Raw genomic sequence first — 24,291 nt, forward strand, 5'->3', positions numbered from 1 at the left:
CGGCTAACCTGAACGATCGTTAGAGGTTAACGATCGTTCAGGCAGCCGACGCGGAGGTTGCACTATGGAGGGTGACTCCCTCAACCAGGCTCTCGACCAGGCGCGCAAGCGGGTCGAGAGCGGCGGCGCGGAGAAGTACCACGCGGCGAACGCCGCCAAGGGCAAGCTGTTCGCCCGTGAGCGGGTCGCCCTGCTCGTCGACGAGGGCTCCTTCGTCGAGGACGGACTCTTCGCCAACGCGCTGGCCGACGGGCTGCCGGCCGACGGCGTGATCACCGGGCGGGCCACCGTCGACGGCCGGCCGATCTGCCTGATGGCCAACGACTCCACGGTGAAGGCCGGCTCCTGGGGCGCCCGGACCGTCGAGAAGATCATTCGCATCATCGAGCAGGCGTATGCCACGGGCGTACCCATGGTGTACCTCGTCGACTCCGCCGGCGCCCGCATCACCGACCAGGTCGACCTCTTCCCCGGCCGCCGCGGCGCCGGCAAGATCTTCCACACCCAGGTCCGGGCCAGCGGCAGCATCCCGCAGGCGTGCGCGCTGTTCGGCCCCTCCGCGGCCGGCGGCGCCTACATCCCGGCCTTCTGCGACGTCGTGGCCATGGTCGAGGGCAACGCCTCGATGTACCTCGGCTCCGACCGCATGGTCGAGATGGTCACCGGCGAGAAGACCACGCTCGAGGCCATGGGCGGCGCCCGGGTCCACTGCGCCGAGAGCGGGGTCGGGCACTTCCTGTGCAAGACCGAGGCCGAGGCGATCGAGACCGTCCGGCGATACCTCTCCTACCTCCCGTCGAACTGGACCGCGGAGCCGCCGGCCGTCGCCGCCCGCCCCGCCACCGGCCTGCCCGAGATCCCGGACCGCGAGCGCCAGGCGTTCGACATGCGCAAGGTCGTGAAGGGCCTGCTCGACGAGGGCTCCTTCTTCGAGATCCAGGCGCTCTGGGCCCGCGAGCTGACGGTCGGCTTCGGCCGCCTGGACGGCCGCGTGGTCGGCGTGGTCGCCAACAACTCGATGTTCAAGGGCGGCGTGCTCTTCGTCGACTCCGCCGACAAGGCGACCCGGTTCGTCCAGCTCTGCGACGCCTTCAACGTGCCGCTGCTCTTCCTGGCCGACGTGCCCGGCTTCATGGTCGGCTCGGCCGTGGAGAAGCAGGGCATCATCCGCCACGGCGCCAAGATGATCACCGCGATCTCCGAGGCCACCGTGCCCAAGATCTGCGTGGTCCTGCGCAAGGCCTACGGCGCCGGCCTCTACGCGATGGCCGGCCCCGGCTTCGACCCCGACGCCACACTCGCGCTGCCCACGGCCAAGATCGCGGTGATGGGCGCCGAGGCCGCCGTCAACGCCGTCTACGCCAACAAGATCGCCGCGATCGAGGACGAGGCCGAGCGGGCCGCCTTCGTCGCGGACAAGCGCGCCGACTACGAGCGCGACATCGACATCATGCGGCTGGCCAGCGAGCTCGTCGTCGACGCCGTCATCGAGCCGGCCGCGCTGCGCGCCGAGCTGGTGCACCGCTTCGCCGCGGCCCACGGTCGGGACCGCACGTTCTCCCGGCGCCGGCACGGCGTCACACCGGTGTAAGAGGGGGCCTGCGCATCATGGTTGACTTCACGCTCGGCGAGGAGCTGGAGGCGCTGCGGGACAGCGTCCGCGAGTTCGCCCACGACGTCGTCGCGCCGGTCATCGGCGACTACTACGAGCGCCACGCGTTCCCCTATGACCTGGTCCGCCAGATGGGTAAGATGGGGCTCTTCGGGCTGCCGTTCCCGGAGGAGTGGGGCGGCATGGGCGGCGACTACTTCGCCCTCTGCATCGCCCTGGAGGAGCTGGCCCGGGTCGACTCCTCGGTCGCGGTGACGCTGGAGGCCGGCATCTCGCTCGGAGCAATGCCCATCTATCGGTACGGCACCGACGCGCAGAAGCACCAGTGGCTGCCGAAGCTCACGTCCGGTGAGGCCCTCGCCGCGTTCGGCCTGACCGAGCCCGGCGCCGGCAGTGACGCCGCCGGCACCCTGACCCGCGCGGTCCTTGACGAGTCGACCGACGAGTGGGTGATCAACGGCTCCAAGGCGTTCATCACCAACTCCGGCACCGACATCACGGCCCTCGTCACGGTCACCGCTGTCACCGGCACCAACCCGGACGGCTCCAAGGAGCTGACCGCCATCATCGTGCCGAGCGGCACCCCCGGCTTCACGGTGCAGCCCGGCTACTCGAAGGTCGGCTGGTGCGCCTCCGACACGCACGAGCTGAGCTTCGACGACGTCCGCGTCCCGGCGGCCAACCTGCTCGGGGAGCGCGGCCGCGGCTACGCCCAGTTCCTGCGCATCCTGGACGAGGGCCGGGTGGCGTTCGCCGCCCTGGGCGTCGGCCTGGCGCAGGGCTGCGTGGACGAGTCGGTCGCCTACGCCCGCCAGCGCCACGCCTTCGGCCGCCCGATCGGGGCCAACCAGGCCATCCAATTCAAGATCGCCGACATGGAGAGCCGCGCCCACACCGCCCGGCTGGCCTACTACGACGCCGCCAGCCGCCTGGTCAACGGCCGCGACTTCAAGCGCCAGGCCGCCATCGCCAAGCTGGCCTCCAGTGACGCCGCCATGCTCAACGCCCGCGAGGCCACCCAGGTCCACGGCGGCTACGGCTTCATGAACGAAACCCCGGTCGGCCGCATGTACCGCGACGCGAAGATCCTCGAGATCGGCGAGGGCACCTCGGAGGTCCAACGCATGATCATTTCGCGCTCGATGGGCCTGTAGGTCACACCGGCCAGGTGTGGACGGGCACGTTCTCGTGGAGGCCCTCGGCGTACCGCTGCAGCATCTTCTGCAGTGCCTTCTGCCTGTCGAGGCCCTCGTGCTCCTCGAAGTGCTGGACCATCCGGGTCTGCCAGGTGGCGCCGTTCTGACCGGTGCGGCAGCGGCCCTCGATCACGCCCAGGAGGCGGTCGCGGGTCGCCGGGTCGACGCCGAAGCGGTCCAGGCCCGCGGCGGCCAGGGGGAGGAGCTCGTCCAGGACCAGCGTGGCGACCGCGACATCGCCCACCTCCGGCCACCAGACCTGGGCGTCGAGGCCCTCGCGGGCGGCCACGTGGAAGTTCTCCTCGGCCGCCGAGAATGACATCTGCGTCCAGATCGGGCGGTCCTGTTCGCACAGCTCGCGGACCAGGCCGAAGTAGAAGGCGGCGTTTGCGACCTGGTCGACGACTGTCGGGCCGGCCGGCAGCACGCGGTTTTCGACACGCAGGTGCGGGCGGCCGTTCATGATGTCGTAGACCGGGCGGTTCCAGCGGTAGATCGTGCCGTTGTGCAGGCGCAGCTCGCCCAGGCGCGGCACGCCCCCGGCCTCGAGGACGGCCACCGGGTCTTCTTCCTCGGTGATCGGCAGGAGGGGCGGGAAGTAGCGGACGTTCTCCTCGAACAGGTCGAAGATCGAGGTGATCCAGCGCTCGCCGAACCAGACCCGCGGGCGCACGCCCTGGGCCTTGAGCTCTTCCGGGCGGGTGTCGGTGGCCTGCTCGAACAGGGCGATGCGGGTCTCGGCCCAGAGGCGCTTGCCGAACAGGAACGGGGAGTTGGCGCCGACGGCCACCTGGATGCCGGCGATGGCCTGGGAGGCGTTCCAGTAGCGGGCGAAGTCCTCGGGCGCGACCTGCAGATGGAACTGCACGCTCGTGCACGCCGACTCGCCGGCGATGGAGTCGGACTGGGCCTCGAGCCGCTCGTGGCCGCGGATGTCGAGCGCGATGTCCTCGCCGCGGGCGTTGATGATCTGATCGTTCAGCAGCCGGTACCGCGGATCGTTCGACATGTTCGCCAGCACGAGGTGCTCGGGGCGAAGCGTCGGCAGGATCCCGATGAGGACCAGCCGGGCGTCGGACTTGTGGGCCCGCTCGTCGGCGTGGACGAGGCTGGCCAGCACCTCCCGCTCGTACACCTCCAGCCCGTCGCCCCCGATGAGGCGCGGCGCCACGTTGATCTCGAGGTTGAACTGGCCGAGCTCGGTCTGGAACGACGGATCGGCCAGGTCGGCCAGGATTTCGGCGTTGCGCATGGCGGGCTGCGCGTCCGGATCGATGAGGTTTACCTCGATCTCCAGACCCGTCGTCGGGCGGTCGGAGTCGAACCGGAAGTCGTTGAGCATGAGCGCGAAGACGTCGAGGCAGCGGCGGACCTTGTGCCGATACCGAGCGCGGTCCTCACGCGAGAATGCGCCCCGTGTGACGTCCTGGCCCACGCGTGCCCCCTGGTCCCTCTTGGACCACTCACGTTAGGAGTAGTACGTAAGTACCGCTAGGGACAAAACGGACAGGATGGCAGCCGACGGTGAGCGGAACCTTGCAGAGGGTGGGAGATTTCGCCCACCCTCTGCACGATGGTCCCACTTCGACATTTCTGATATGTCGGAATTGGAGGGACGTCAGGCCTGGCGGACGGCCTCGGCGCCGATCTCGATCTTGACCTTCTTGCCGACCACGACGCCGCCGGTCTCGAGGGCCTGGTTCCAGGTGATGCCGAACTCCTCGCGGTCGATCTCGGTCGTCGCGGAGAAGCCGATGACCTCCTGGCCCCACGGGCTCTTGGCGTGGCCCTCGAACTCGACGTCGAGCTCGACCTCGCGGGTGACGTCACGGATGGTCAGGTCGCCGACCACCTTGAACTCGTTGCCGGAGACGCTCAGGACGCGGGTGCTCTTGAAGGTGAGGTGCGGCCACTGCTCGACGTTCAGGAAGTCGGGGCTGCGCAGGTGGCCGTCGCGGTCGGCCACGCCGGTGTCGATGCTGGCGGCGTCGATGTTCACGTCGACGTGCGACTGCAGCGGGTCCTCGGCGATGACGATGCTGCCGGACGCGCTGGTGAAGCCGCCCCGCACCTTGCTGACCATCATGTGCCGGGCGACGAAGCCCACGCGCGTGTGCGCCGGGTCGATCTCGAACTTGCCGGCGGTCGGGATGGTGAGCCCGTTGTAATCACGGGTGTTGACGGGTGCCGTCATGGTGACTCCCTCAGTTGTGCGGTGGTGAAGAAGATTGTCGCAGCAAATATACACACGGCAGACTCTCGTACGTCAAGTTCTCTGTTAGACTCCCACTGTGAGCGACGAGATGTTGGATGATCCGCGAATTACCGCCATGGGCCTCTTCGTCGAGGCGTTCTCCGGGCTCAACGCGCGGTTCCACGCCCAGCTCGCCGAGCACAGCCTGGGAAGCGTCGACTTCGAGGTGCTGATGCGGCTGGCCCGCTCGCCCGGCGGTGAGCTGCGCATGACCGACCTCGCGGCGCAGACCGGCCTGTCGACGAGCGGTGTGACACGGGTCGTCGACCGCCTGGAGCGCGACGGTCTGGCCACGCGCCGGGCCTGCCCGACCGATCGCCGCGGCTCGTTCACCGTGATCACTCCGACCGGTCTGGCCCGGATGCACGAGGTGCTGCCCGGCCACCTGACGCTCATCGACGAGTGGTTCACGGGCCTGCTGGCCCCGGCCGAGCTCGACGCGGTGCTTGGCGGTCTGCGCAAGATCCGTGACGCGGTGCGCCCGGACGCGACCTCCGGTGTGCCTTCGATGCGTAGCGCGGCCTGACCTGCACCTGGACCGGCAGAACTACCGGCAGGTGTGCGGGCTTGTGGGCGTACACATCGGGAATGTCGGGTTTGTAAGTTCTTCCGGCGCATAGCCTCGCCAAGCACGGGCGAAGTTAGGTGGGTCGGCGTGACAACGCCCCCAGGGGGTCTTCGTCCGTGCCCCCAAAATTCGCGAGCTCGGCGTCCGCGAGCGGGGCCAGCAGGCGGTGCTCCCGCGGCAGCAGCCGGATCCGACCGCGCTCACGCAGGCCGGCCAGGTCCTCCAGCGCCCGGGAGCGGGTCGGCGGGTCGGCGCTCACGACCAGGCCGACAAGCGCCTCCAGTACATCGCGGATGTCGTCGCGGCCGGCCAGCAGGTTCGCCGCCGACTCGAACGCCTTCGCCGCCGCCGGCCGGGCGCCCCGGGCCAGGGCCAGGTAGCCGTTGATCAGCGCCACCGTGCCCGCACTGCCGGGCACCGCGGCCAGCTCGGCCAGCACCGCCGACGCCTCACCGGGCTGGCCGGTCTCGGCGAACGCCTGGCCGAGCGTGCCGAGCACCCGGACCCGGTGCGAGGGGTCACCGACCTCGGCGATGACCGTCGCGGCCCGGCGGGCCAGCGCGATGGCCGTGCCGAAGCGGCCGTCCAGGCGCGCGACCTCGGCCAGGTTGGCCTCCGTGAGCGCGCACAGCCGGGCGTCGCGGGCCTCGGCCGCCCGCCGCCCCGCGCCCTCCAGCCGCCGGGCCGCCATACCGAGGTCGCCGACGAGCACGTCGTGCCAGGCGAGGTTGTTCTGGGTGACCGCGATCTCCCGGCCCCGCCCGGTCCGCACGGCCAGCCCGAGCGCGGCCTCGTTGTGCCGGTGCGCCTCGTCGCTGCCGCCGAGCGCCTGCCAGATCCCGGCCAGGAGCGCCCGTGCGGTGAGCTCGCCGGTCACGTCGCCCCGCTCGACGAGCACCAGCAGCGCGGCCTCGGTTGCGCACAGCTCCTGGGCCCCGCGCCCGTGCGCCGTGGCCAGCATCGCCGCCCCGACCTGCGCCCAGGCCCGGATCGCAGGGTCGCAGGTCTGGGTGCGCCGGTCGTCGAGGAGCCGCCGCAGCAGCCGATACCCCTCCACGTCCCGCCCCCGCAGCCGGCACCACCGCGGAATGGCCCCGGCGATGCGCAGGGCGATCTCCGGCTCACGCACGGCGGTGTACCGCAGGGCCGTGCGAATGTCGCCGTTGAGGTAGTCGAGCCGCAGCGTGGCCGCCGCGCTGCCGGGCCCGGTGAGCTCGGCCGACACTCGGGTCGCGGTCCGCATGACGACCTCGGCGTGGCGCAGGCGGGCGGCCCGCAGCTCCCCGGCGTCCGCGCACCGCTCGGCGGCGAAGTCGAAGACCACGTCGAGCAGCCGAAACCGCATGTCACCCGGGCCGCGCACGCTTACCAGCCCCAGCCCGACCAGCCGGTCGAGCACCGCCTCGACGTCGTCGACCACGCCGTCGAGCAGCAGCTCGGCCAGTTCCACGGACCACTTCCCGCGAAACGTCGACAGCCGGCGCAGCGCGGCCTGCTCGTGCCCGGCGAGCAGCTGATAGCTGTCGGCCACGACATCGCGCAGCCGGCGCCCGGGCGGGTCCGTGGCGGCCAGGTCCAAGATCCGGTGCTGGTACCGCGAGAGCAGCTCGACCAGCTCGAGGACGCGCCCCCGGGCCGCGGCCAGCTCGATCGCCAGCGGCAGCCCGTCGAGCCGGCGGACCAGCTCGGCGATGGTCGGCAGCTCCTCGTCCCGCGCGGGCTCCCGGCGCACGGCCCGGAGCCGCTCCACGAACAGCGCCACGGCCGGCACGCGCCGGAGCGAGCCCGCGTCGAGCCGCCGCCCGGCGGGCACCTCGAGCGGCTGCACCTGCCAGTCGACGACTCCCGGCAGCTCTCCGGCGAGTGGGCGCCGGCTGGTGACGAGCATCCGCACGGCCGGCGCGCGCGCCCGCAGCCAGGTGATGGCCTCGATCGCGGCTCGTGGTGCCCGGTCGGCGCCGTCGACAACCAGCAGGACCGGCTCCTGGGTCTGGCTCAGCTCGTCGGCCCGGGCCACTCCGAAGACGGCGGCGACGGCGGAAAAAATGTCGGTCGTCTGCGAGATGTTCATGACGGTGACGGAGACGGCCGTCCATCCGGCCGCGACCGCCGAGTGCGCCACCGCGTGCGCGAGTGCGCTCTTGCCGACCCCGGCCATCCCGATCAACGCCACGACATCGCCCGCCGGCTGGGTCAACTGGGTGCTGTAGAGCGTCAGCAGCTCGGCGACGTCCGCGTCCCGGCCGATGAGCGGTGGCGTGGTGGGCAGCGGCAGGGCGGTGCGGGCGGTGCCGCTCGGCGCCGGCCGGGGCTCGGGCGGCGCCGGCTGCTCTCTTCGCAGCGCGCCGCGGCCGCGCACCATCCGCCCGGCCGTGTCCAGGTATCGCGTGTTGGCGGACCTGGGGTCGGGCAGGGCCGGGCGGTTCGCGGCCGAGTCGAGAAACGCCTCGCGGTCCGGGCCGGTCAGGCTGAGCGCGTCGGCCAGCAGGGACAGCGTGGTGCGCTGCGGGCGGGCGACCCGGCCCCGTTCGAGCTCCCGCAGTGTCCGCACGCCCAGGCCGGCCCGCGCGGCGAGCTCATCCTGCGTCAGTCCCCGGGCCAGGCGCCTGGCCCGCAACGCTCCGGCGAAACTCGCCCCGGCGTTGCGCGGATCATGATCCGCAACTGGAGACATGTTGTGGAAGGTTACTGAGACAAGCCCCAATACGACACCCGGGCGTCGGAACCACGACCGATGTCAATATCTCACCGGCCGGCCCGCGCCCGCGGCAGTGACCACCGCGGGGCCCACCAGTTCCAGCGGTCGAGCATCGCCATGAGGGCCGGCAGCAGCAGGCCGCGCACGACCGTCACGTCGATCAGGATCGCCACCGTCATCCCGACGCCGATCTCCTTGACCGCGACCAGGCCGCCCGCCGCGAACCCGAGGAAGACGATCCCGATGCATATCGCGGCCGCCGTCACCACCGGGCCCGACCGCGTGATGCCGAGCAGGACGGCGCGATCCGTCTCGGGCCGGATGTCGTACTCCTCCTTGATCCGCGCGAGCAGGAAGACCTCGTAGTCCATCGACAGGCCGAAGATGAACACGAACAGCAGCACCGGGGTCGTCAGGTCGAGGCCGCCCCACGAGTCGAAGAACAGGGGCACCTGGCCCCAGCCCCACTGGAACACCACGACGAGCACCCCGAGCGTCGCGGCCAGCGTCAGCAGGTTCATGAGCACGGCCTTGAGCGGGATCACCACCGAGCCCGTCAGCGCGAAGAGCAGCACGAACGACACGAGCAGCACGATCACCGCGGCCACCGGCAGACGGTCGGCGAGCGACGCGCGATAGTCGACCACCTCCGCCGCCGGACCCGTCACCCACTTCGGAAACGGCGTGCTCATCGCCCGCACGTGCCGCACGACGGCGTACCCGGTCGTATCACCGACGCCGCCCTTCGGTGTGAGATCGATGATCGTCCAGCCGGCCGGGACGTCGCTGCGCACTGACTGCCGCAGCACCGAGCCCTGCAGCTCGTTGCCGATCCGGTTCATGAGGTCACGGACGTCGGCGCGCTCCGGTCCGGCCTGGAGCAGCACCGAGACCGGCTGTGCCTCATTGTTGAGAAACTTCGATTCCTGGATGTCGTACGTCCGGCGAACCTCGTTCGACCGCGGCAGCGCACGGGCATCGGAGTTGGCCGGGTTGGCGCCGAGCAGCGGTGCGGCCAGCACCAGGAGCCCGAGTGTGGTCAGCAGCGCCACCCGGGTGGGCTCGCGCTGGGCCCGGGCGGCCAGGCGGGGCAGGAGCCGGTCGAGCGGTTTTGATTCGCGCTGCGGACCGATCGGGATCAGGGCGAGCAGGGCGGGTACCAGCGACAGGGCGACGAGCGTCGTCAACGCCACGACGGCCGCCCCGCCCAGTGCCACCGCGGCCAGCAGGGGCTCGGCGAACGCGGTGAGCCCGGCCAGCGTCAGCGTGACGGCCAGCCCCGAGATCGCCACCGCCCGCCCGGCCCGGCGCACCGCCACACCGGGGTCCTCGCGGTATCGAACGATGATCAGCAGCGAGTAGTCCACCGCGAGCCCGATGCCCAGCAGTGTGACGACGTTGAGGGAGTACTCGCTGACCTTCGTCACGTAGCTGAGGCCCAGCAGCACCAGCAGCGAACCGCTCACGCTCACGGCCGCGACGATCAGGGGCAGGAGCGCGGCGCGCAGGCCGCCGAAGAAGAAGTACAGCGCGACGAGCAGGACCGCGAACGCCACGCTCTCGCCGATGGCCAGATCGTGGACGGACTGGTCGGCGAACGCCCGCTCGGCCAGCTTCGTCCCGCCGACCTCGACGGTCGGCGCCTGGATCCGCTCGAGCCGGGCCCGGACGCGGTCCTCGAGCGCCTCCCGCGGGCCGTCCGGGAGGGCCGGGTCGAGCTCGACCCGCACGCTGACACTGCGGTTGTCGGCACCGATCTGTCCACCCTGGCCGGTGTAGAGGTCGTTTACCTCGCGGACGCCCGGCATGGCCCGGACCTCCTGGGCCGCGGTGCTGACACTCGCGACGAGCCCCGGGTCGTACGGCTCAAGCCCTTCGATGACCGCGAACACCAGCGCCCCGGTCGGCGCGACCTCGTCGATGTGCCGCTGCCCGACCGCCGACTCGCTGTCGGCCCGGTTGGTGCCGGTGGCGGCCAGCCGATCGAACAGCCCGCCGCCGAACACCGCGCCGGCGACCGTGACCGCCAGCCAGAACCCCACGACGACCCACCGGCCGCGTTTCCCGAACATCGCCGTATGCAAGCACGGCGGGGGTCGGGTGGATATCGGCCGTACGCGTTAGTCGGTGCTCTTGCCCCGGCCGCGTCCGCGCCCGCGGGGCGGCTTGGTCTCGTCGGGTGCGGGCTCGGTCGGCCAGAGCGGCGCGACGGCGGGGGTGACCTTGGCCGTGCCGGTGCCCGCCGGTTTGGTGTCGGCTTTGGCGGGTGCGGGCTCGTCGGGTTCGGTGTCCTCCGCGTAGGCGCGGTTGGCGGCGTCGGAGGTGTAGGTGCGGCCGGCGGGTTCGCTCTTGCCGTAGGCGCGGGACGGCGCGTAGGCGTCGGACTCGAGGTCGGTGGCCGAGTCGAGGTCGGTGGAGGTGACGGACGCGGCGCCGACGGCCACGGGCTCCTTGGCCCAGGAGTCGCTGGAGGTCGTGATCGGGGCGTCGTCGTCGGAGTCGCGGCGGCGGGTCTCGGCCTCGCCGGCGTCGGCGAGGGCGGCGGTCCATTCGGAGTAGTGGGCGGCGGAGCGGGCGTCGCGCTCGGCGGCGGCGGCCTTGCGGCTGGCGCGGGCTTCGGCGCGGGAGCCGCGGGGGCCGATGGAGGAGACGATGACGGAGCCGGCCAGGCCGGCGAGGACCGCGTAGGGGGCGATGACGAACGCGGAGAGGTGCTGGTCGTGCTCGCCGAGGGCGGGCATCGCCAGGAAGTAGGCGATGGCGACGAGCAGGGGGCCGGTGAGGCCGGAGACGGCGACGCCGACGCGGTGTTCGCCGCGGCGGGCGGCGGGCCAGGCGGCGAGGGCGCCGATGACGAGGGCGACAAGGATCATGAGCAGGGCGCCGGGCAGGTTGACCATGCCGTTGATCCAGGTGGCGTCGGTGAACTGCCAGGTGCCGAGCTGAGCCGCGGTGGTGGTGTCGCCGTTGGCGTGCACGACGTCGGCGACGGCGACGACGCCGAGGGTCCACAGCCAGGCGGCCGAGGCGATGATGTTGGCGGCGATGGCCCGGGCGGCGAGGGCGGCGATGGCCACGAGCAGGCCGACGATGAGCCCGGTGATGGCGTAGCCGCCGGCGGTGAAGTAGGGGGCGGCGTTGTCCGGGCGCGGGGTGCGCGACGGGATCGCGACAAGCGGCACGATGATCAGGGAGCCGACCGCGGCGGCGAGGGCGACGACGACCCGCCAGGCGATGATCAGGGCCTGGCCGGCGACGCTGTCCGGGCCGAATCGGCTGTCACTGTCCGGGACGCGGGCGCCGGCGCCGGCGAGGCGGTCGGCGCAGACGGCGCCGATGACTGTCGAGGTTGCGGCCAGCCAGGCGACCCAGGCGAGGCTGCTCACCCAGACGGTGGCGCTGTTGCCGGTCGGCTGCCAGGAGATGATCCCGAGTCCGTAGCCGAGCCCGAGCTGCGCGGCACCCGCGCCGGCCGCGACGCCGATCGCTGTGAATATTGAGGTCGCCCAGCTTCGTGCCGCCATGCCGGGCACTATAGGCCTCGGGGTCCACCCCGGCGAGTTGTTGTCGTGGGTACGTCATCCGCCGCGGGTGACGTGATCCCGCTGGTCACGATCATGTCGCGGCGAAGCACCGGATGAGTCGGGCAAAGTGGTGAACTGGAGGTATGGCGAACCGAGCCGACCAGCCCGACGACGAGTCCTCGACGCAGCCGTTCTGGCCGTTTCCCAGCGATGACGGGCCGGGCGCCGACCCGGACGCGACGCAGCTCCAGCACCCCACGGACGCCACCCAGGTCCAGCGCCCCACCGACGCCACGCAGGTGCAGCGGCCGGTCGACGCCACGCGGCAGGTTCGGCCGACCGCGCGGATCGTGGAGGACGGCGCCGAGCGGGAGCGGTGGTCGGCCCGGGCCGGGGTGCCCGCGCCCGGTGACCCGGCGGTGCGCCGGCCCGCACCGCAGGAGTGGGTGGAGGAGCCGGAGGAGGACCCGTATCAGGGTCGCAACTGGCTGACGCCGGTGGTCGTCGGCATCGTCGCGCTGGTGCTGATCGGGGCGCTGAGCGTCGGCCTGTACCTCATCTACCGCGCGACAGCCGACGGCCGCAACGCGCCGGGCGACCTGGAGTCGTCGGCTCCGGCCGCTGTCTCGTCCGCGCCGCCGGCCAGCAGTGCCGCGCCGCCGTCGTCCGCGCCGCCGTCCTCGGAGGCACCGCCGAGCGAGGGGCCCGAGCCCGTCGTGATCCCGCCGCTGCGGGGCAACACCCTGGCCGAGGCGACGGTGAAGCTGCAGGGGCTGGGGCTCAACGTGAAGGTCGAGCGGGTGCCCGACGACTCGCTGCCACCGGGTGAAGTGCTGTCCGCCCGGCCGGGCGAGGGCCAGACGGTCCTGCCCGGAGAGACAGTGACCCTGAGGGTGGCGGCCGCCGTTACTACCGCTCCATCGGTACCGCAGCCCAGCGCCTCGGCGAGCCGGAGCCGCTGACCGCGCAGACAGGGCCTCCGCCGTTCGCTGACGCGGCGGCGGAGGGGGCGATCCCGTCTTGCATCCGGGGATGGGGTCGGCGTCAGCCGACGGCGACCGGCGTTCCGGTTCGCATCGCCGCGGAGGCGCGTTGGTTGCGGGCGACGAAGCCCGGCTGTAGGCCCTGGAGCAGCACAAATATCGAACGGCGCTCGACGGCGTCGCCCGAGGCGTTGAGCTGGTATCCGTCGAGCCAGGCCCAGCCGTCGTAGGTCTGCCAGTCGTGAACGCGGATGACTCGGAACAGCATGGGCTGCGTGAACTGCACACTCGCGGTCTTCGTCACGCGCAGCACATCACCGGTCCTGGGTAACACCGTGGGACTCCCGTCTTTCCGTCGGCTTGGGGAAGCACGGTCACGGGAGCCCTTCGCGGGGGCCGGTCCGTAACCGCCGATCGGCTTCGATCGTTTGTCGCTGCGTCCACCTGAGGGCGGATTGCTCGCTCAAATGAACAATCCGTGACCCCAGCCACACGGACAGGTTGCCGCACAACGGTGATCAATGCAACTTGCAGGACGAAGTTTCCACCGCAGGTATGAGTCACAGAATGTTGTGCCCAGTCGCCTTGCGCGGCTTTACGATGTTGCGCTGATCTATACGTAAGTCATCTACGTAGATCTCGCGGCGTGGAGGTACGACAAACGTGGCAAGTCGACGAGGCAGCCCGACCCTCCGGCGCCGCCAACTGGGCATGGAGCTGCGGCGACTGCGTGAGGCCGCGCACGTCACCATCGATCAGGTTGCCGAGCGACTGGAATGCTCCGGCTCCAAGATCTCCCGCATCGAGACCGGGCAGACGGGCGTCACGCCGCGCGATGTCCGCGACATGTTGGACATTTACGGCGTAGATCCGGAATACGCCGATCAATTGCTCAAGATCGCTCGTGAGGCTCGACAGAAGGGCTGGTGGCAGCTGTACGGCGACGTGCTCACCAGTGCCTACGTGGGGCTCGAAGCAGCCGCCGACCACATCCGGTCGTACGAGGCGCTCGTCGTTCCCGGGCTGCTGCAGACCGAGGAGTACGCCCAGGCCATGATCCACGCCGCCCGGCCCGACATCGGCGCGAGCGATGTCGAAAAAAGGGTGCGTGTCCGAATGGGCCGCCAGTCGTTGCTCACTCAGGATGACCCGATCGACCTCTGGGTGGTGCTGGACGAGGCCGTCCTGCGGCGCCCGGTCGGTGGGAGGGCGGTCATGCGCCGCCAGCTGGAACACCTGAGTCTGGCGGCCAGCTGGCCCAACGTGACCCTGCAGGTCCTGCCCTTCTCCGCCGGCTCGCACGCCGGGATGGACGGGGCGTTCACGATTTTGCTGTATGACGAGTCTGCCGGGCAGAACTTCGTGTTCGCTTCGAACGCGGCCGGGGGACTCTTTCTCGAGAAGGACGACGAGCTGCAGCGCTACGGATTCATCTTTGACTACTTGCGCGCCAACGCACTCCGTCCGGACGAGTCAGTGTCATTGTTTGTGAAGCTGACAAAGGAGCCGTAGTGGAAATCGAAGCCAAGGGCTTCCACGTGAACCTCGACGGTGCCGCGTGGCGCAAGAGCACCCGCAGCGGACCGTACTCCGACAACTGCGTCGAGGTGGCGTTCGTCGGGGGCGCCGTGGCGCTGCGCGACTCGAAGGACAAGGCCGGCGCGGTGCTGCTGTTCACCCCCGAGGAGTGGCTGGCCTTCATCGGCGGGACCAAGGACGGTGAGTTCGACCTGGCGTGACGACACGCCGGTCATGACCATCCGGCCCGTTTCGCGGATTCGCCCGCGGAGCGGGCCGGTTCGTTTTACGGCCCAATCCCTCTCCGGGCGGGTGGTTCTGCGGTGCCGGTGCGCGTGGCAGTGCACGTCGAGGCGTGGCGTTCCACCAGCAACGTCGTTGTAGATATGAGTGCCGCGAATCGCACCGATTGCGACACTTCCCCCCGAGTGAGATAAGGCTTCCTACCGTGAACATTGGCCCCGAAAATTTCGGCAACGGATCGTCGAAGACCGACGACCGTTTCTCCGGGCAACTGGGTAGCTACCGTCCGGGCGGTCGCCGGGACGGCCTCGGCGACGGGCCGCTCGACGACCTGTCCCCGCGCAACGGCTCGCCGCTGGACCGGGCGTCGATGCCGCTGGACATGACGCCGCCCAAGCTCCCCGAGTCCTCGCTCGTCGCGGACCTGGGCCCGCTCACCGGGGGCTCGCTGAGCTCCGGCTCGTTGGGCTCCAACGCGCTCGACGGCCCGCTGACCGAGCCGATGTTCGGCCGCGACTCCTGGCTGGACACCCCGAGCGGCGCTTCGATGGCCGATCACCCGCTGCTGCGCGGCCTGCTCATGGAGCTGCCGCCGAAGGGCACGATGCCGCAGCAGGAGTGGCTGGACCGCTGGTTCGAGGCCGCCCGCAGCATCCTCGAACTGATCTACTCGCAGGAGTCCCGGCAGCTCAAGTAGGCCGTCACCGCTCCTCGCACCCCCGTCTGTCTATCGACAGGTCGATCCGCACCCTGTAGAAACAGGGAGGACTCGACCTGGGGAGGTCGGACGGGCTCCGGGTGCGCGGACGTGTCTCCGGAGCCCGTCATGCAACCGGCAAAGAAGCCGGCGAAGCAGCTCAAGACGACCGCGCGGCGGCCGATCCTTGTTGGTGAGCAAGATCAGGAATATCGGCCGAATGTCCGATTGGTCGCGCCACCTTCGGGCAGGGGGCGTGTCGCAAAGTTGATGGTCGATCTTGAAATGTCCGCTTAGCTTGGGTCGGGGTTCGCCGGTGTAACGGGCAGCAAGGGAGAGTGACGTGACCGATCTGATCTTCGCCTGCGTCAGCGGGTTCGGCCTGCTGGCCCTGAGTGTCGGCGCTTTCGGCGTTCTGGACGCCTACCACAAGCGCGGCGTCGGCGAGAGGCGGGTCGACTGGCTGGTCGCCCTGTACGCACTGGGCGTGACGGCGAACATCGTCGCGTACGTAATGCTCGACCGCTGGTACATCGCGGCACCGCTGGCCCTCATGCTCTGGCCGGCCGAGCAGGCGTTCGAGAAGCGCGGCACCTTCAAGCGCCGCGGCGCCAAGGTCGACGCCATCACCGGCCGCTGACCGTCTTCACACCGGCCGCCGAGGCGGTCTGACGTCCCATCAGGCGGACAAATCACCTGATGTGAGATATCCAACGCGAATGGGCGCCTCACGGGGCGCCCATCGGCATCTCCGGCCCGGCACCTACACCGCGAAGTGCTGCAGCGGCTCCGTGGCTGGCGGCGGGGGAGCGGCGCGCCACAGGCGGGTCTTCTGGGCGCCCAGGCGGGCCAGGTAGTTCGGGTTCAGCAGGATGTAGCGGCGCCACAGGCGTTTCGGCTCCAGGCCCAGGCGCCACAGCCACTCCAGGGCGTAGCGCTGCATCCACGGAGGCGGGTTCTTGAGGCCACCCGCGTGGTAGTCGAACGCCGCGCCCACGGCCAGCATCGGGGCGTCCACCAGGTGCTTCATCGCGTAGACGAACACCTCCTGGCGCGGGCAGCCCAGGCCCACCATCACGACCCGGGCACCGGAGGACCTGATGCGGGCGGCGATCTCCTCCGGCTCGCCGTCACGGGCCGGGCGAAACTTCGAAGGCTCCATACCGGCGATCTTCAGGTCGCCGAAGCGCTCGTGGAGCTTGGCCGCCAGCCGGTCGAGGGTTTCCTGGGTCGAGCCGTAGAAGTACACCGGCAGGCCCTCCGCGGCGGAGGCGGCCAGGACCTTGAGGGTCAGGTCGGGGCCGTAGACGCGGTCGGCCAGCTGGGCGTGGTGCAGCAGGTTGAGGGCCCAGCGGACCGGCTGCCCGTCCGGCGTGACGAGGTCGAACGAGTTGAGGCGGGCCCCGTGCGCCTTGTCCTGGACGCCTGTCATCACCCCGTGCACCGCCAGCGCGGTGACCGCCAGGGAGCGCTGCTCGCGGGCGGCTTGCATGACCTTGTCGACGGCGCTGTCGTAGTCGACCGCGCTGACCTCGACCCCGAGGACGTTCTGCTTGCCCTGATCGATCACGTCAGGCTGCCGGCGTCCACTTGCCGACGTTCGCCTCGTAGATCTCCTGGCAGATCATGGGCACGTCGTAGACCTGCTTCCACTCCGGGTAGTCGAGCTGGAAGCGCTCGTTGGAGCCGATCCACCAGATGTGGTCGCCGACCCGGTTGGCCTCGTGGTATTCGGTGACCATCTCGTTGCCGGTGATCTGCTCGGCGAGCTTGAAGACCTCGAGGTGCGAGGTGTTGGAGTGCCGGCCGCCGCCGAGGTTGTAGACCGCGGCCGAGCGGGGGTTGCGGAAGAACGCCTCGAAGGCGGCGACGACGTCGTGCGAGTGGATCGCGTCGCGGACCATCTTGCCCTTGTAGCCGAAGATCTTGTAGGTGCGGCGCTCCATGTTGCAGCGCATGACGTAGCCGAGGAAGCCGTGCAGCTCGGTGGCCGAGTGGGCGGGGCCGGTGAGGGTGCCGCCGCGGAAGCAGGCCGTCTTCATGTCGAAGTAGCGGCCGTACTCCTGGACCATGACGTCGGCCGCGACCTTCGACGCCCCGAAGACGGAGTGGAGGCACGCGTCGATCGACATGTCCTCCTTGATCCCGTTCTCGTAGGCGTGGCCGGCCTGGATCTCCCAGCGGGTCTCGAGCTCGTCGTAGGGCAGCGAGTTGGGCCGGTCGCCGTACACCTTGTTGGTGGAGCAGTGGATGAACGGCGCCTCGATGCAGTGCTCGCGGACGTTCTGGAGCAGGTTGAGGGTGCCGCCGGCGTTCACGTCGAAGTCGGTGAACGGGTCGCGGACCGCCCAGTCGTGGGAGGGCTGGGCCGCGGTGTGGATGACGACGGAGATGTCCTTGCCGTACCGCTTGAAGATGGAGGCGAGGGTGTCCCGGTCGCGGATGTCGACGTCGTGGTGGGTGTAGCTCTCGCCGAGGTCACTCGTCAGACGGACAACGTTCCAGGCCGTTGACGCTTCGGCGCCGAAGAACCGGGCCCGCATGTCGTTGTCGATCCCGACGACGTCCAGTCCGAGCGAGGCGAAGTGCCGAACCGCCTCGGACCCGATGAGCCCAGCTGACCCAGTTACCAGTGCAACACTCACGGAACGGCAGCATACCCGCGCCCGAGCGACGCCCGACCACAGGCGCGAGGAGTCAACAACCCGACGAAACCCAAACCCCGCAAGACCACCCAGTCAGGCACGCCAAGCCCAGCACAGCAGCAGCCCAGCGCCGACTGAGCCCAGCGCTGACAACCCCCGTTCAGGGCACGTCCTCCAGGCCCAGCGCCGACGATCCGCAACTGAGGAGTGCGATGGGGGGTGCGGGTGGCTACGCCCCCGCCGGGGAGCGAGCGCCTGCGCGAGCGCGGGAAATACCACCGCTACCGGGCGAAATGGTGACGGGGTCACCATGAGCATGGTGACCCCGTAGTGGTGGGGAAGGGGGGAGTTGAACCCCCACGCCCTTTCGGGCACACGGACCTGAACCGTGCGCGTCTGCCATTCCGCCACTTCCCCTGGCACCGTGAGAACTATAAGAGCTGTTCCCTCGGTCGGCGCGCTCAGAGCATAACCTCACTCCCACTCGGCAGAATCACCGGGTAGGCACTAGGCTTCCCTGGGCGCCACGGAAGAGTAGCACGGGCCGACCGGTCAGCTTGCATACGGGCGTGCGACGTCCGGATACCATCATGACCTCGGAACCCGAGGAGGAACCGGTGAGTGTGCTGCAGCGCTTCGAGAAGCGCCTAGAGGGCCTGGTCGAGGGGGCCTTCGCCAAGGTCTTCAAGGGGGTCGTCCACCCAGTGGAGATCCTCAACGCCATGCAACGGGAGGCGGAAGCCCACAAGGCGATTCTGGCCGGCGGGCGCACGCTCGTGCCGAATCGCTACGTGATCGACCTGTCTCCCTATGACCACAGCCGGCTGGCGCCGTATGCCGCCGCGCTCGCCCAGGAGCTGGCCCAGTCGCAGGCCGAATTCATCGGCGAGCAGGGCTGGACGGTCTACGGAGACGTCATCGTCGAGATCGAGCGCGGCGACGGGCTCGACACCGGCATGTTCCGGGTGACCGCCGAGGTCTACACGGGTGCCGACGTGGCGCCGCCGCCCGCGCCGGACCCGTATGGCGGCTACAACCAGCAGCAGGCCGGTGGCTACGGCCCGCCGCCCGGTGGGCCCGGTGGGCCGGCGCGCAACGTCCGACTGGTGTCCGGCGACGGGCGAAGCTACCCTCTGTCGATCGGCTCGACCGTGATCGGCCGAGGCGACCAGGCCAACATGCGGCTCCCCGACGTCGGGATCTCGCGCCGCCACGCGCGGCTCGACTTCGACGGGGCGCAGGTCGTGCTGACCGACCTCGGTTCCACGAACGGCACGATGGTCAACGGTCAACGCGTCTCCGCGGTCGCGTTGAACCCGGGTGACATGATCCAGCTCGGCACGACCACGCTGACCTACCGCGTGGATGGATGACCGTACTTCAAGTAGGCGGAATCTGAATGAGCGCGTCGTAGATGGAATTCGTCATCACGGTCGCCCGATACGGGCTGCTCGTGCTGCTGTGGATCTTCGTATTCACGGTGGTTGGAGTGATCCGCCGGGACCTGTTTGCAGGCTCACGTTCGAGCCGGATCGTCGCTGCACCCCGGGGGGTTGGTGCGGCGACGGCTCCTGGCCGTCCGGCGAAGGTCAAGCGGGGCAAGACGGCCAACCAGCTCTTCGTCACCGCCGGCTCGCTGGCGGGCACCCGAATCACCCTGGGTGAGGCTCCGATCACGATCGGGCGGGCCGAAGACTCGACGCTGGTGATCACGGACGACTACGCCTCGTCAAAGCACGCCCGGCTCGTTCCTCGCGCCGGCCAGTGGTACCTCGAGGACCTGGGCTCCACCAACGGGACCTACCTCGACAAGACCAAGGTCGGCGCGCCTACCCCCGTCCCCCTCGGCGTGCCGATTCGCATCGGCCGCACTTCTCTCGAGTTACGGCCATGACCCTCACCTTGCGCTATGCGGCCCGCAGCGACCGCGGTCTGATTCGGAGCGGTAACCAGGACTCCGTCTACGCCGGACCGCGGCTGCTGGCCGTGGCCGACGGCATGGGCGGTATGGCCGCCGGTGACGTCGCCAGCAACATCGTCATCGCCACCATGGCGCCGCTCGACGAGGACGTCGCAGGCAACGCCATGATCGACACCCTCCGGGGTGCTGTCGATCTGGCGAACCAGCAGATCCGCGACGCGGTCGAGGAGAACCCGGCAATGGAGGGCATGGGGACGACCCTGACCGCCATGCTGTTCTCCGGCTCGAAGATGGGCATGGTGCACATCGGCGACTCTCGCGCATACCTCGTGCGCGACGGGGAGTTCGCCCAGGTCACCAAGGACGACACATACGTCCAGATGCTCGTCGACGAGGGCCGCATCAGCCTCGAGGAAGCCAACAGCCACCCGCAGCGCTCACTGCTGACCCGGGCGCTCGACGGCCGCGACGCCGACCCCGAGTATTCGGTGCGCCAGGTGAAGCCGGGCGACCGCTACCTCCTGTGCAGCGACGGGCTCTCCGGCGTCGTGAGTGCGGAGACCATCGCGTCGACGCTGCGGGAGTACGTCGACCCCAACCAGTGCGCGGCCCGGCTCATCGAGCTGGCCCTGCGCGGCGGCGGGCCCGACAACATCACGGTGATCGTCGCCGACATCACCGACGAGGACATCGTCGAGGCGCGGCCGATCGTCGGCGGTGCCGCGGCCCAGGACCGGGGCATGGCGACGTCGGCCGACCAGTCGATGTCCTCCGCCCGCGGGGCCGCCCTGGCCGCGCCGCGCCCGCCGGTGCCCGAGGACGAGGCCCCGGCCCGCGCCGAGTCGCGCGACGACGAGGAGGGCCGGCGGCGCTCGCGCCACCCGGTGCGCACCACGATCCTCCTGGTGGTCCTGCTCGGCCTGCTCGGCGGCGCGCTCTGGTACGGCTGGTCCTACACCCAGTCGCGCTACTTCGTCGGTGTCACGGACGCCGGCCGGATCGCGATCTTCAAGGGCTCTCCCGGCAACATCGCCTGGCTGAAGCTGGGCGAGGTCTACATGGAGAGCCCGACGCTGACCATCGACGACCTGACCCCGGCCGCGCAGAGCACCGTGCGTCAGGGCATCACCGTCGACACCCTGCAGCAGGCCCAGGACAAGCTCACCCAGCTCGAGAACCCGGACAACCCGGCGCGCAAACAGGCCTGCCCGACGTCGCAACCTTCGGGCTCCCCCTCGGCGTCTCTCACCGTGTCGGCCTCGATAGACCCCACCGCCACTGCGACCACGCCACCGGTCGGGGACCCCGCCATCCCGCCTTCGCCCACCTCCGAGCCGGCGTCCACCGCGACCCCGACCCCGACCTCCGGCACCAGCTGCTGACGTGTTGAGGCGAAAAGGAAGCCGATCGTGACCGCCACCGCCATACCGGCTCCGCCCGCGGGCGGAGGGGGCGCTTCGGCGCCCGCCCGCATGCCCACGCGGCGCAACGTCGAGCTGGGCCTCCTGCTCTTCGTGATCGCCATCCTCACCATCTACGCGGCGGTCGTGGAGGGCAACGCGGTAGGCGAGGTCACCGGCGACTTCTGGGTCCAGCCGGCGATGATCGCGATCCTGTTCGGCGCGGCCCACCTGGCGATCCGGTTCCTCGCGCCGTACGCCGATCCGGTGATCCTGCCGGCGGTCGCGCTCATCAACGGCATCGGCGTCGGCTTCCTGCGCCGCCTCGACTACACGAGCCCGAAGCTGACCCCGGCCGCCCGGGCCGAGCTGAGCGTCTTCGGTGGCAACGGTTTCCAGCAGCTCGGCTGGACCGCCGTGGCGCTCGTCGGCGCGGTAGCGCTGCTGTTCATCGTGCGGGACCACCGATCGCTGTCGCGATACCCGTACGTGTTCGGCCTGGCCGGCATCGTGCTCGTGCTCATCCCGGCCGTGCTGCCGGCGCAATACTCGGCGATCCACGGTGCGAAGCTCTGGATCAAGTTCGCGGGCTTCACGATCCAGCCGGGCGAGTTCGCCAAGATCTTCCTGCTGGTCTTCTTCGCCGTCTACCTGGTCCGCAAGCGTGAGGTGCTCGGCCTGGCCGGCCCTCGCTTCCTCGGGCTGGAGTTCCCGCGCCCGCGCGACCTCGGGCCCGTCGTGGCCGTCTGGCTCATGTCGCTGATGGTCCTCGTGTTCGAGAAGGACCTCGGCACCTCGCTGATGTACTTCGGCCTCTTCGTCGTCACCCTCTACGTCGCCACCGAGCGGTCGAGCTGGCTGATCATCGGCCTCACGCTCTTCCTCGGCGGCGTGTTCCTCGCGTACTTCCTCGGCAAGGCGATCGGCGGGCCGTTCCTCAACTTCTCCGAGCGGGCGACCACCTGGCTCGACCCGTTCGGCGACGCCGACGACAAGGGCTACCAGCTGGTCCAGTCGCTGTTCGGGCTCGGCACCGGCGGCCTGACCGGCACCGGCCCGGGCGCCGGGCAGCCGACGAAGGTGCCCGAGGTCTGGACCGACTTCATCTTCTCCGGCCTCGGTGAGGAGATCGGGCTCTTCGGGCTGACCGCGCTGCTGGTGACCTACCTGCTGCTCGTTGAGCGGGGCCTGCGCAGCGCGATAAACGTCCGGGACCTCTTCGGCAAGGTGTTCGCCGGTGGCCTGTCGTTCACGCTCGGGTTGCAGGTGTTCGTCATTGTGGGTGGCATCAGCCAGCTCATCCCGCTGACCGGGCAGACCACGCCGTTCCTCTCGGCGGGTGGCTCGTCGCTGGTGGCCAACTGGCTGCTGATCGGCCTGTTGCTGCGCATCTCCGACGCCGCGCGCCGGCCGGCCGTCGGTACGCCGTCGACCGGGGGCAGCGGACCCGGCGGGGGCGGCGGCGCGCCGGTCCAGATCAAAGAGATGCCCACGGAGGTCGTGCGATGAACGCCCCGCTGCGCCGGGTCGGGGTTGCGGTCATGGTGCTGTTCGCCCTGCTGTTCCTGAACCTGAACTACCGCCAGGTGGTCAAGGCCGACGACTACCGCACCAACCCGCGCAACAACCGGGTGCAGGCCACCGAATACGAGCGGCCGCGCGGCAAGATCGTCGACAACAAGGGCAACGTGCTGGCCGACGCCCAGTCGACAGGCGACTCGCTGAAGTACCTGCGGACATACCCCGGGGGCCCGCAGTACGGCCCCGTGCTGGGCTACAAGCCGGTCAACCTGGCCTCCACCAAGCTCGAAAAACTGAACAACGACTTCCTCATCGGTACCTCCGACAAGCAGGCCGCTGACCGGATCGCCGGAATGTTCACGGGCAAGGAGCCGGCCGGCGGCAATGTGCTGCTGACGCTCTCCAAGGCCACCCAGGACGCCGCGTACAAGGAGCTCGGGAACAACAAGCTCGGCATCAAGAAGGGCGCGGCGATCGCGCTCGACCCGTCCACCGGCCAGATCCTGGCCGAGGTCTCGATGCCCAGCTACGACCCCAACCTGCTGAGCACGCACGACACCAAAGCGGCGCTGGCGAACTACAACACGCTGGACAAGGACCCCAACAAGCCGCTGCTCAACCGGGCGACCTCCGAGGTGTACCCGCCCGGCTCGACCTTCAAGATCATTACTTCGGCCGCGGCCATGACCGCCGACTCCTCCCTCACGCCGGACTCGAGCGTGCAGGGCGGCGAGTTCTACCAGCCGCCGGAGACCTCCTCGTTCCGCATCAAGAACTCGCACGAGGGCATCTGCCCGGACAGCATCACGCTGAAGCAGGCCCTGACCGTCTCCTGCAACACGGTCTTCGCCCGCATCGGCGTCGAGAAGGTGGGCGCCGACAAGCTCAAGTCGATGGCCCAGGCGTTCGGGTTCGAGCAGGAGCCCCGCCTGATCGAAGATCAGGAGCGCAACTACTGCGGCATCGTGGCCAGCCACACCGGCTCGATGACCGCCGGCACCGACAACCGCGTCGACCCGCCCGCCGTCGCTCAGTCGAGCATCGGACAGCGCGAGGTGAAGATGTCCCCGCTGCAAGGGGCCATGATTGCGGCGACGGTTGCCAACGGTGGAAAGCAGATGCGCCCCTACATTGTCGACCGTCTGCAGAACTCCGACCTGTCGATCGCCGACCACACCGAGCCCAAGCTGCTGCGCACGCCGATCAGTGACGGCGTCGCACAAGAGCTGCAGACCATGATGTTCAGCGTCGTGACGTCGAACGACGGCACCGGCCGCAGCGCTCGCATCTCGGGCTTGGACGTGGGTGGCAAGACCGGCACGGCGGAGAACGGCGAGGAGTCCGAGGACCACGGCTGGTTCATCGGCTTCGCGCTCAAGGACGGCAAGCCGATCGTCTCGGTCGCGGTCTTCCTCGAGAACGCTGGCAAGGGTGGCAGCGGCGAGGCGGCTCGGATTGCCGGCCTGATCATGAAGGCATACGCGGACGAAAAGGGCATTCGATAATGAGGT

Annotated in this window: 21 protein-coding genes and 1 tRNA gene; 13 read left to right on the top strand and 9 right to left on the bottom strand. The window is 69.9% G+C overall.

All coding sequences use genetic code 11. The annotated features are described in order from the left end of the window. Positions 1-64: 64 nt before the first annotated feature. A complete protein-coding gene (locus Dvina_RS00190; protein WP_223100357.1) occupies positions 65-1,591 on the top strand; it encodes an acyl-CoA carboxylase subunit beta in 1,527 nt (508 codons plus the stop codon). Positions 1,592-1,608: 17 nt separating this feature from the next. Next, positions 1,609-2,766 (top strand): acyl-CoA dehydrogenase family protein, encoded by a 1,158-nt coding sequence (locus tag Dvina_RS00195; RefSeq protein WP_223100358.1) that lies wholly within the window; start codon positions 1,609-1,611, stop codon positions 2,764-2,766. Between the two features lies 1 nt (position 2,767). Here the strand turns inward: Dvina_RS00195 and Dvina_RS00200 are convergent, their stop codons facing one another. Together Dvina_RS00200 and Dvina_RS00205 are read right to left on the bottom strand one after the other, a co-directional pair. Next, positions 2,768-4,243 (bottom strand): glutamate-cysteine ligase family protein, encoded by a 1,476-nt coding sequence (locus Dvina_RS00200; protein ID WP_223100359.1) that lies wholly within the window; start codon positions 4,241-4,243, stop codon positions 2,768-2,770. 183 nt (positions 4,244-4,426) lie between these two features. Then, complete coding sequence (locus tag Dvina_RS00205) at positions 4,427-5,002, bottom strand: YceI family protein (RefSeq protein ID WP_223100360.1); 576 nt, start codon at positions 5,000-5,002, stop codon at positions 4,427-4,429. Positions 5,003-5,099: 97 nt separating this feature from the next. Here Dvina_RS00205 and Dvina_RS00210 point away from each other — a divergent pair, with 97 nt between their 5' ends. Beyond that, positions 5,100-5,588 (top strand): MarR family winged helix-turn-helix transcriptional regulator, encoded by a 489-nt coding sequence (locus Dvina_RS00210; RefSeq protein ID WP_223100361.1) that lies wholly within the window; start codon positions 5,100-5,102, stop codon positions 5,586-5,588. A gap of 115 nt (positions 5,589-5,703) precedes the next feature. Here the strand turns inward: Dvina_RS00210 and Dvina_RS00215 are convergent, their stop codons facing one another. The 3 genes from Dvina_RS00215 to Dvina_RS00225 form a co-directional block, all read right to left on the bottom strand. Beyond that, positions 5,704-8,304: an ATP-binding protein gene (locus Dvina_RS00215; protein ID WP_223100362.1), complete on the bottom strand. Its 2,601-nt coding sequence runs from the start codon at positions 8,302-8,304 to the stop codon at positions 5,704-5,706. A 71-nt stretch (positions 8,305-8,375) separates the two neighbouring features. Continuing rightward, a complete protein-coding gene (locus Dvina_RS00220; RefSeq protein WP_223100363.1) occupies positions 8,376-10,400 on the bottom strand; it encodes an MMPL family transporter in 2,025 nt (674 codons plus the stop codon). A 48-nt stretch (positions 10,401-10,448) separates the two neighbouring features. After that, positions 10,449-11,852, bottom strand: coding sequence for a hypothetical protein (locus Dvina_RS00225; RefSeq protein WP_223100364.1), 1,404 nt, complete (start codon positions 11,850-11,852; stop codon positions 10,449-10,451). Between the two features lie 143 nt (positions 11,853-11,995). On the opposite strand from Dvina_RS00225, the gene Dvina_RS00230 reads away from it, so the two are divergent. Then, complete coding sequence (locus Dvina_RS00230; RefSeq protein WP_223100365.1) at positions 11,996-12,814, top strand: Stk1 family PASTA domain-containing Ser/Thr kinase; 819 nt, start codon at positions 11,996-11,998, stop codon at positions 12,812-12,814. Between the two features lie 82 nt (positions 12,815-12,896). Here Dvina_RS00230 and Dvina_RS00235 read toward each other — a convergent pair whose 3' ends face one another. Further along, positions 12,897-13,169: a hypothetical protein gene (locus Dvina_RS00235; protein ID WP_223100366.1), complete on the bottom strand. Its 273-nt coding sequence runs from the start codon at positions 13,167-13,169 to the stop codon at positions 12,897-12,899. Between the two features lie 377 nt (positions 13,170-13,546). Here Dvina_RS00235 and Dvina_RS00240 point away from each other — a divergent pair, with 377 nt between their 5' ends. From Dvina_RS00240 to Dvina_RS00255, 4 genes are all read left to right on the top strand, one after another. Beyond that, entirely contained in the window at positions 13,547-14,347 is an 801-nt protein-coding gene (locus Dvina_RS00240; protein WP_379993018.1) for a helix-turn-helix domain-containing protein, read from the top strand. Beyond that, positions 14,347-14,574, top strand: coding sequence for a DUF397 domain-containing protein (locus Dvina_RS00245; protein ID WP_223100368.1), 228 nt, complete (start codon positions 14,347-14,349; stop codon positions 14,572-14,574). Before Dvina_RS00240 ends, Dvina_RS00245 begins: the two co-directional genes overlap by 1 nt. A 227-nt stretch (positions 14,575-14,801) precedes the next feature. Further along, positions 14,802-15,293: a hypothetical protein gene (locus Dvina_RS00250; protein WP_223100369.1), complete on the top strand. Its 492-nt coding sequence runs from the start codon at positions 14,802-14,804 to the stop codon at positions 15,291-15,293. A 343-nt stretch (positions 15,294-15,636) separates the two neighbouring features. Then, positions 15,637-15,933 (top strand): hypothetical protein, encoded by a 297-nt coding sequence (locus Dvina_RS00255; RefSeq protein WP_223100370.1) that lies wholly within the window; start codon positions 15,637-15,639, stop codon positions 15,931-15,933. A gap of 123 nt (positions 15,934-16,056) precedes the next feature. Here Dvina_RS00255 and Dvina_RS00260 read toward each other — a convergent pair whose 3' ends face one another. From Dvina_RS00260 to Dvina_RS00270, 3 genes are all read right to left on the bottom strand, one after another. Continuing rightward, complete coding sequence (locus tag Dvina_RS00260) at positions 16,057-16,863, bottom strand: WecB/TagA/CpsF family glycosyltransferase (protein WP_223100371.1); 807 nt, start codon at positions 16,861-16,863, stop codon at positions 16,057-16,059. Between the two features lies 1 nt (position 16,864). Beyond that, positions 16,865-17,938: an NAD-dependent epimerase/dehydratase family protein gene (locus tag Dvina_RS00265; protein WP_223100372.1), complete on the bottom strand. Its 1,074-nt coding sequence runs from the start codon at positions 17,936-17,938 to the stop codon at positions 16,865-16,867. A 331-nt stretch (positions 17,939-18,269) separates the two neighbouring features. Then, positions 18,270-18,355 (bottom strand) — tRNA-Leu (locus Dvina_RS00270). Between the two features lie 173 nt (positions 18,356-18,528). On the opposite strand from Dvina_RS00270, the gene Dvina_RS00275 reads away from it, so the two are divergent. From Dvina_RS00275 to Dvina_RS00295, 5 genes are read left to right on the top strand one after another with little or no spacing between them, the layout of a single operon-like run. Then, positions 18,529-19,311, top strand: a complete 783-nt coding sequence (locus tag Dvina_RS00275) for an FHA domain-containing protein (RefSeq protein WP_223100373.1) — start codon at positions 18,529-18,531, stop codon at positions 19,309-19,311. A 41-nt stretch (positions 19,312-19,352) separates the two neighbouring features. Next, positions 19,353-19,832: an FHA domain-containing protein FhaB/FipA gene (locus Dvina_RS00280; protein ID WP_223100374.1), complete on the top strand. Its 480-nt coding sequence runs from the start codon at positions 19,353-19,355 to the stop codon at positions 19,830-19,832. Next, positions 19,829-21,241: a protein phosphatase 2C domain-containing protein gene (locus Dvina_RS00285; RefSeq protein ID WP_223100375.1), complete on the top strand. Its 1,413-nt coding sequence runs from the start codon at positions 19,829-19,831 to the stop codon at positions 21,239-21,241. Before Dvina_RS00280 ends, Dvina_RS00285 begins: the two co-directional genes overlap by 4 nt. Positions 21,242-21,265: 24 nt before the next feature. Next, the gene (locus tag Dvina_RS00290) at positions 21,266-22,768 is read left to right on the top strand and encodes an FtsW/RodA/SpoVE family cell cycle protein (protein ID WP_379993030.1); all 1,503 of its coding nucleotides are present in this window, start codon (positions 21,266-21,268) and stop codon (positions 22,766-22,768) included. Beyond that, complete coding sequence (locus Dvina_RS00295) at positions 22,765-24,285, top strand: peptidoglycan D,D-transpeptidase FtsI family protein (protein ID WP_223100376.1); 1,521 nt, start codon at positions 22,765-22,767, stop codon at positions 24,283-24,285. The genes Dvina_RS00290 and Dvina_RS00295 overlap by 4 nt, the downstream gene beginning before the upstream one ends. Positions 24,286-24,291: the final 6 nt, after the last annotated feature.

The organism is Dactylosporangium vinaceum, from assembly GCF_019904175.1.
Taxonomy (GTDB): domain Bacteria; phylum Actinomycetota; class Actinomycetes; order Mycobacteriales; family Micromonosporaceae; genus Dactylosporangium; species Dactylosporangium vinaceum.

What these genes read in the sequence shown, in the direction of transcription:
- Dvina_RS00225 (WP_223100364.1), bottom strand. Translation starts at nt 11,852, where the DNA reads ATGGCGGCACGAAGCTGGGCGACCTCAATATTCACAGCGATCGGCGTC.
- Dvina_RS00230 (WP_223100365.1), top strand. Translation starts at nt 11,996, where the DNA reads ATGGCGAACCGAGCCGACCAGCCCGACGACGAGTCCTCGACGCAGCCG.
- Dvina_RS00275 (WP_223100373.1), top strand. Translation starts at nt 18,529, where the DNA reads ATGACCTCGGAACCCGAGGAGGAACCGGTGAGTGTGCTGCAGCGCTTC.
- Dvina_RS00190 (WP_223100357.1), top strand. Translation starts at nt 65, where the DNA reads ATGGAGGGTGACTCCCTCAACCAGGCTCTCGACCAGGCGCGCAAGCGG.
- Dvina_RS00280 (WP_223100374.1), top strand. Translation starts at nt 19,353, where the DNA reads ATGGAATTCGTCATCACGGTCGCCCGATACGGGCTGCTCGTGCTGCTG.
- Dvina_RS00295 (WP_223100376.1), top strand. Translation starts at nt 22,765, where the DNA reads ATGAACGCCCCGCTGCGCCGGGTCGGGGTTGCGGTCATGGTGCTGTTC.
- Dvina_RS00205 (WP_223100360.1), bottom strand. Translation starts at nt 5,002, where the DNA reads ATGACGGCACCCGTCAACACCCGTGATTACAACGGGCTCACCATCCCG.
- Dvina_RS00285 (WP_223100375.1), top strand. Translation starts at nt 19,829, where the DNA reads ATGACCCTCACCTTGCGCTATGCGGCCCGCAGCGACCGCGGTCTGATT.
- Dvina_RS00240 (WP_379993018.1), top strand. Translation starts at nt 13,547, where the DNA reads ATGGAGCTGCGGCGACTGCGTGAGGCCGCGCACGTCACCATCGATCAG.
- Dvina_RS00195 (WP_223100358.1), top strand. Translation starts at nt 1,609, where the DNA reads ATGGTTGACTTCACGCTCGGCGAGGAGCTGGAGGCGCTGCGGGACAGC.
- Dvina_RS00220 (WP_223100363.1), bottom strand. Translation starts at nt 10,400, where the DNA reads ATGTTCGGGAAACGCGGCCGGTGGGTCGTCGTGGGGTTCTGGCTGGCG.
- Dvina_RS00215 (WP_223100362.1), bottom strand. Translation starts at nt 8,304, where the DNA reads ATGTCTCCAGTTGCGGATCATGATCCGCGCAACGCCGGGGCGAGTTTC.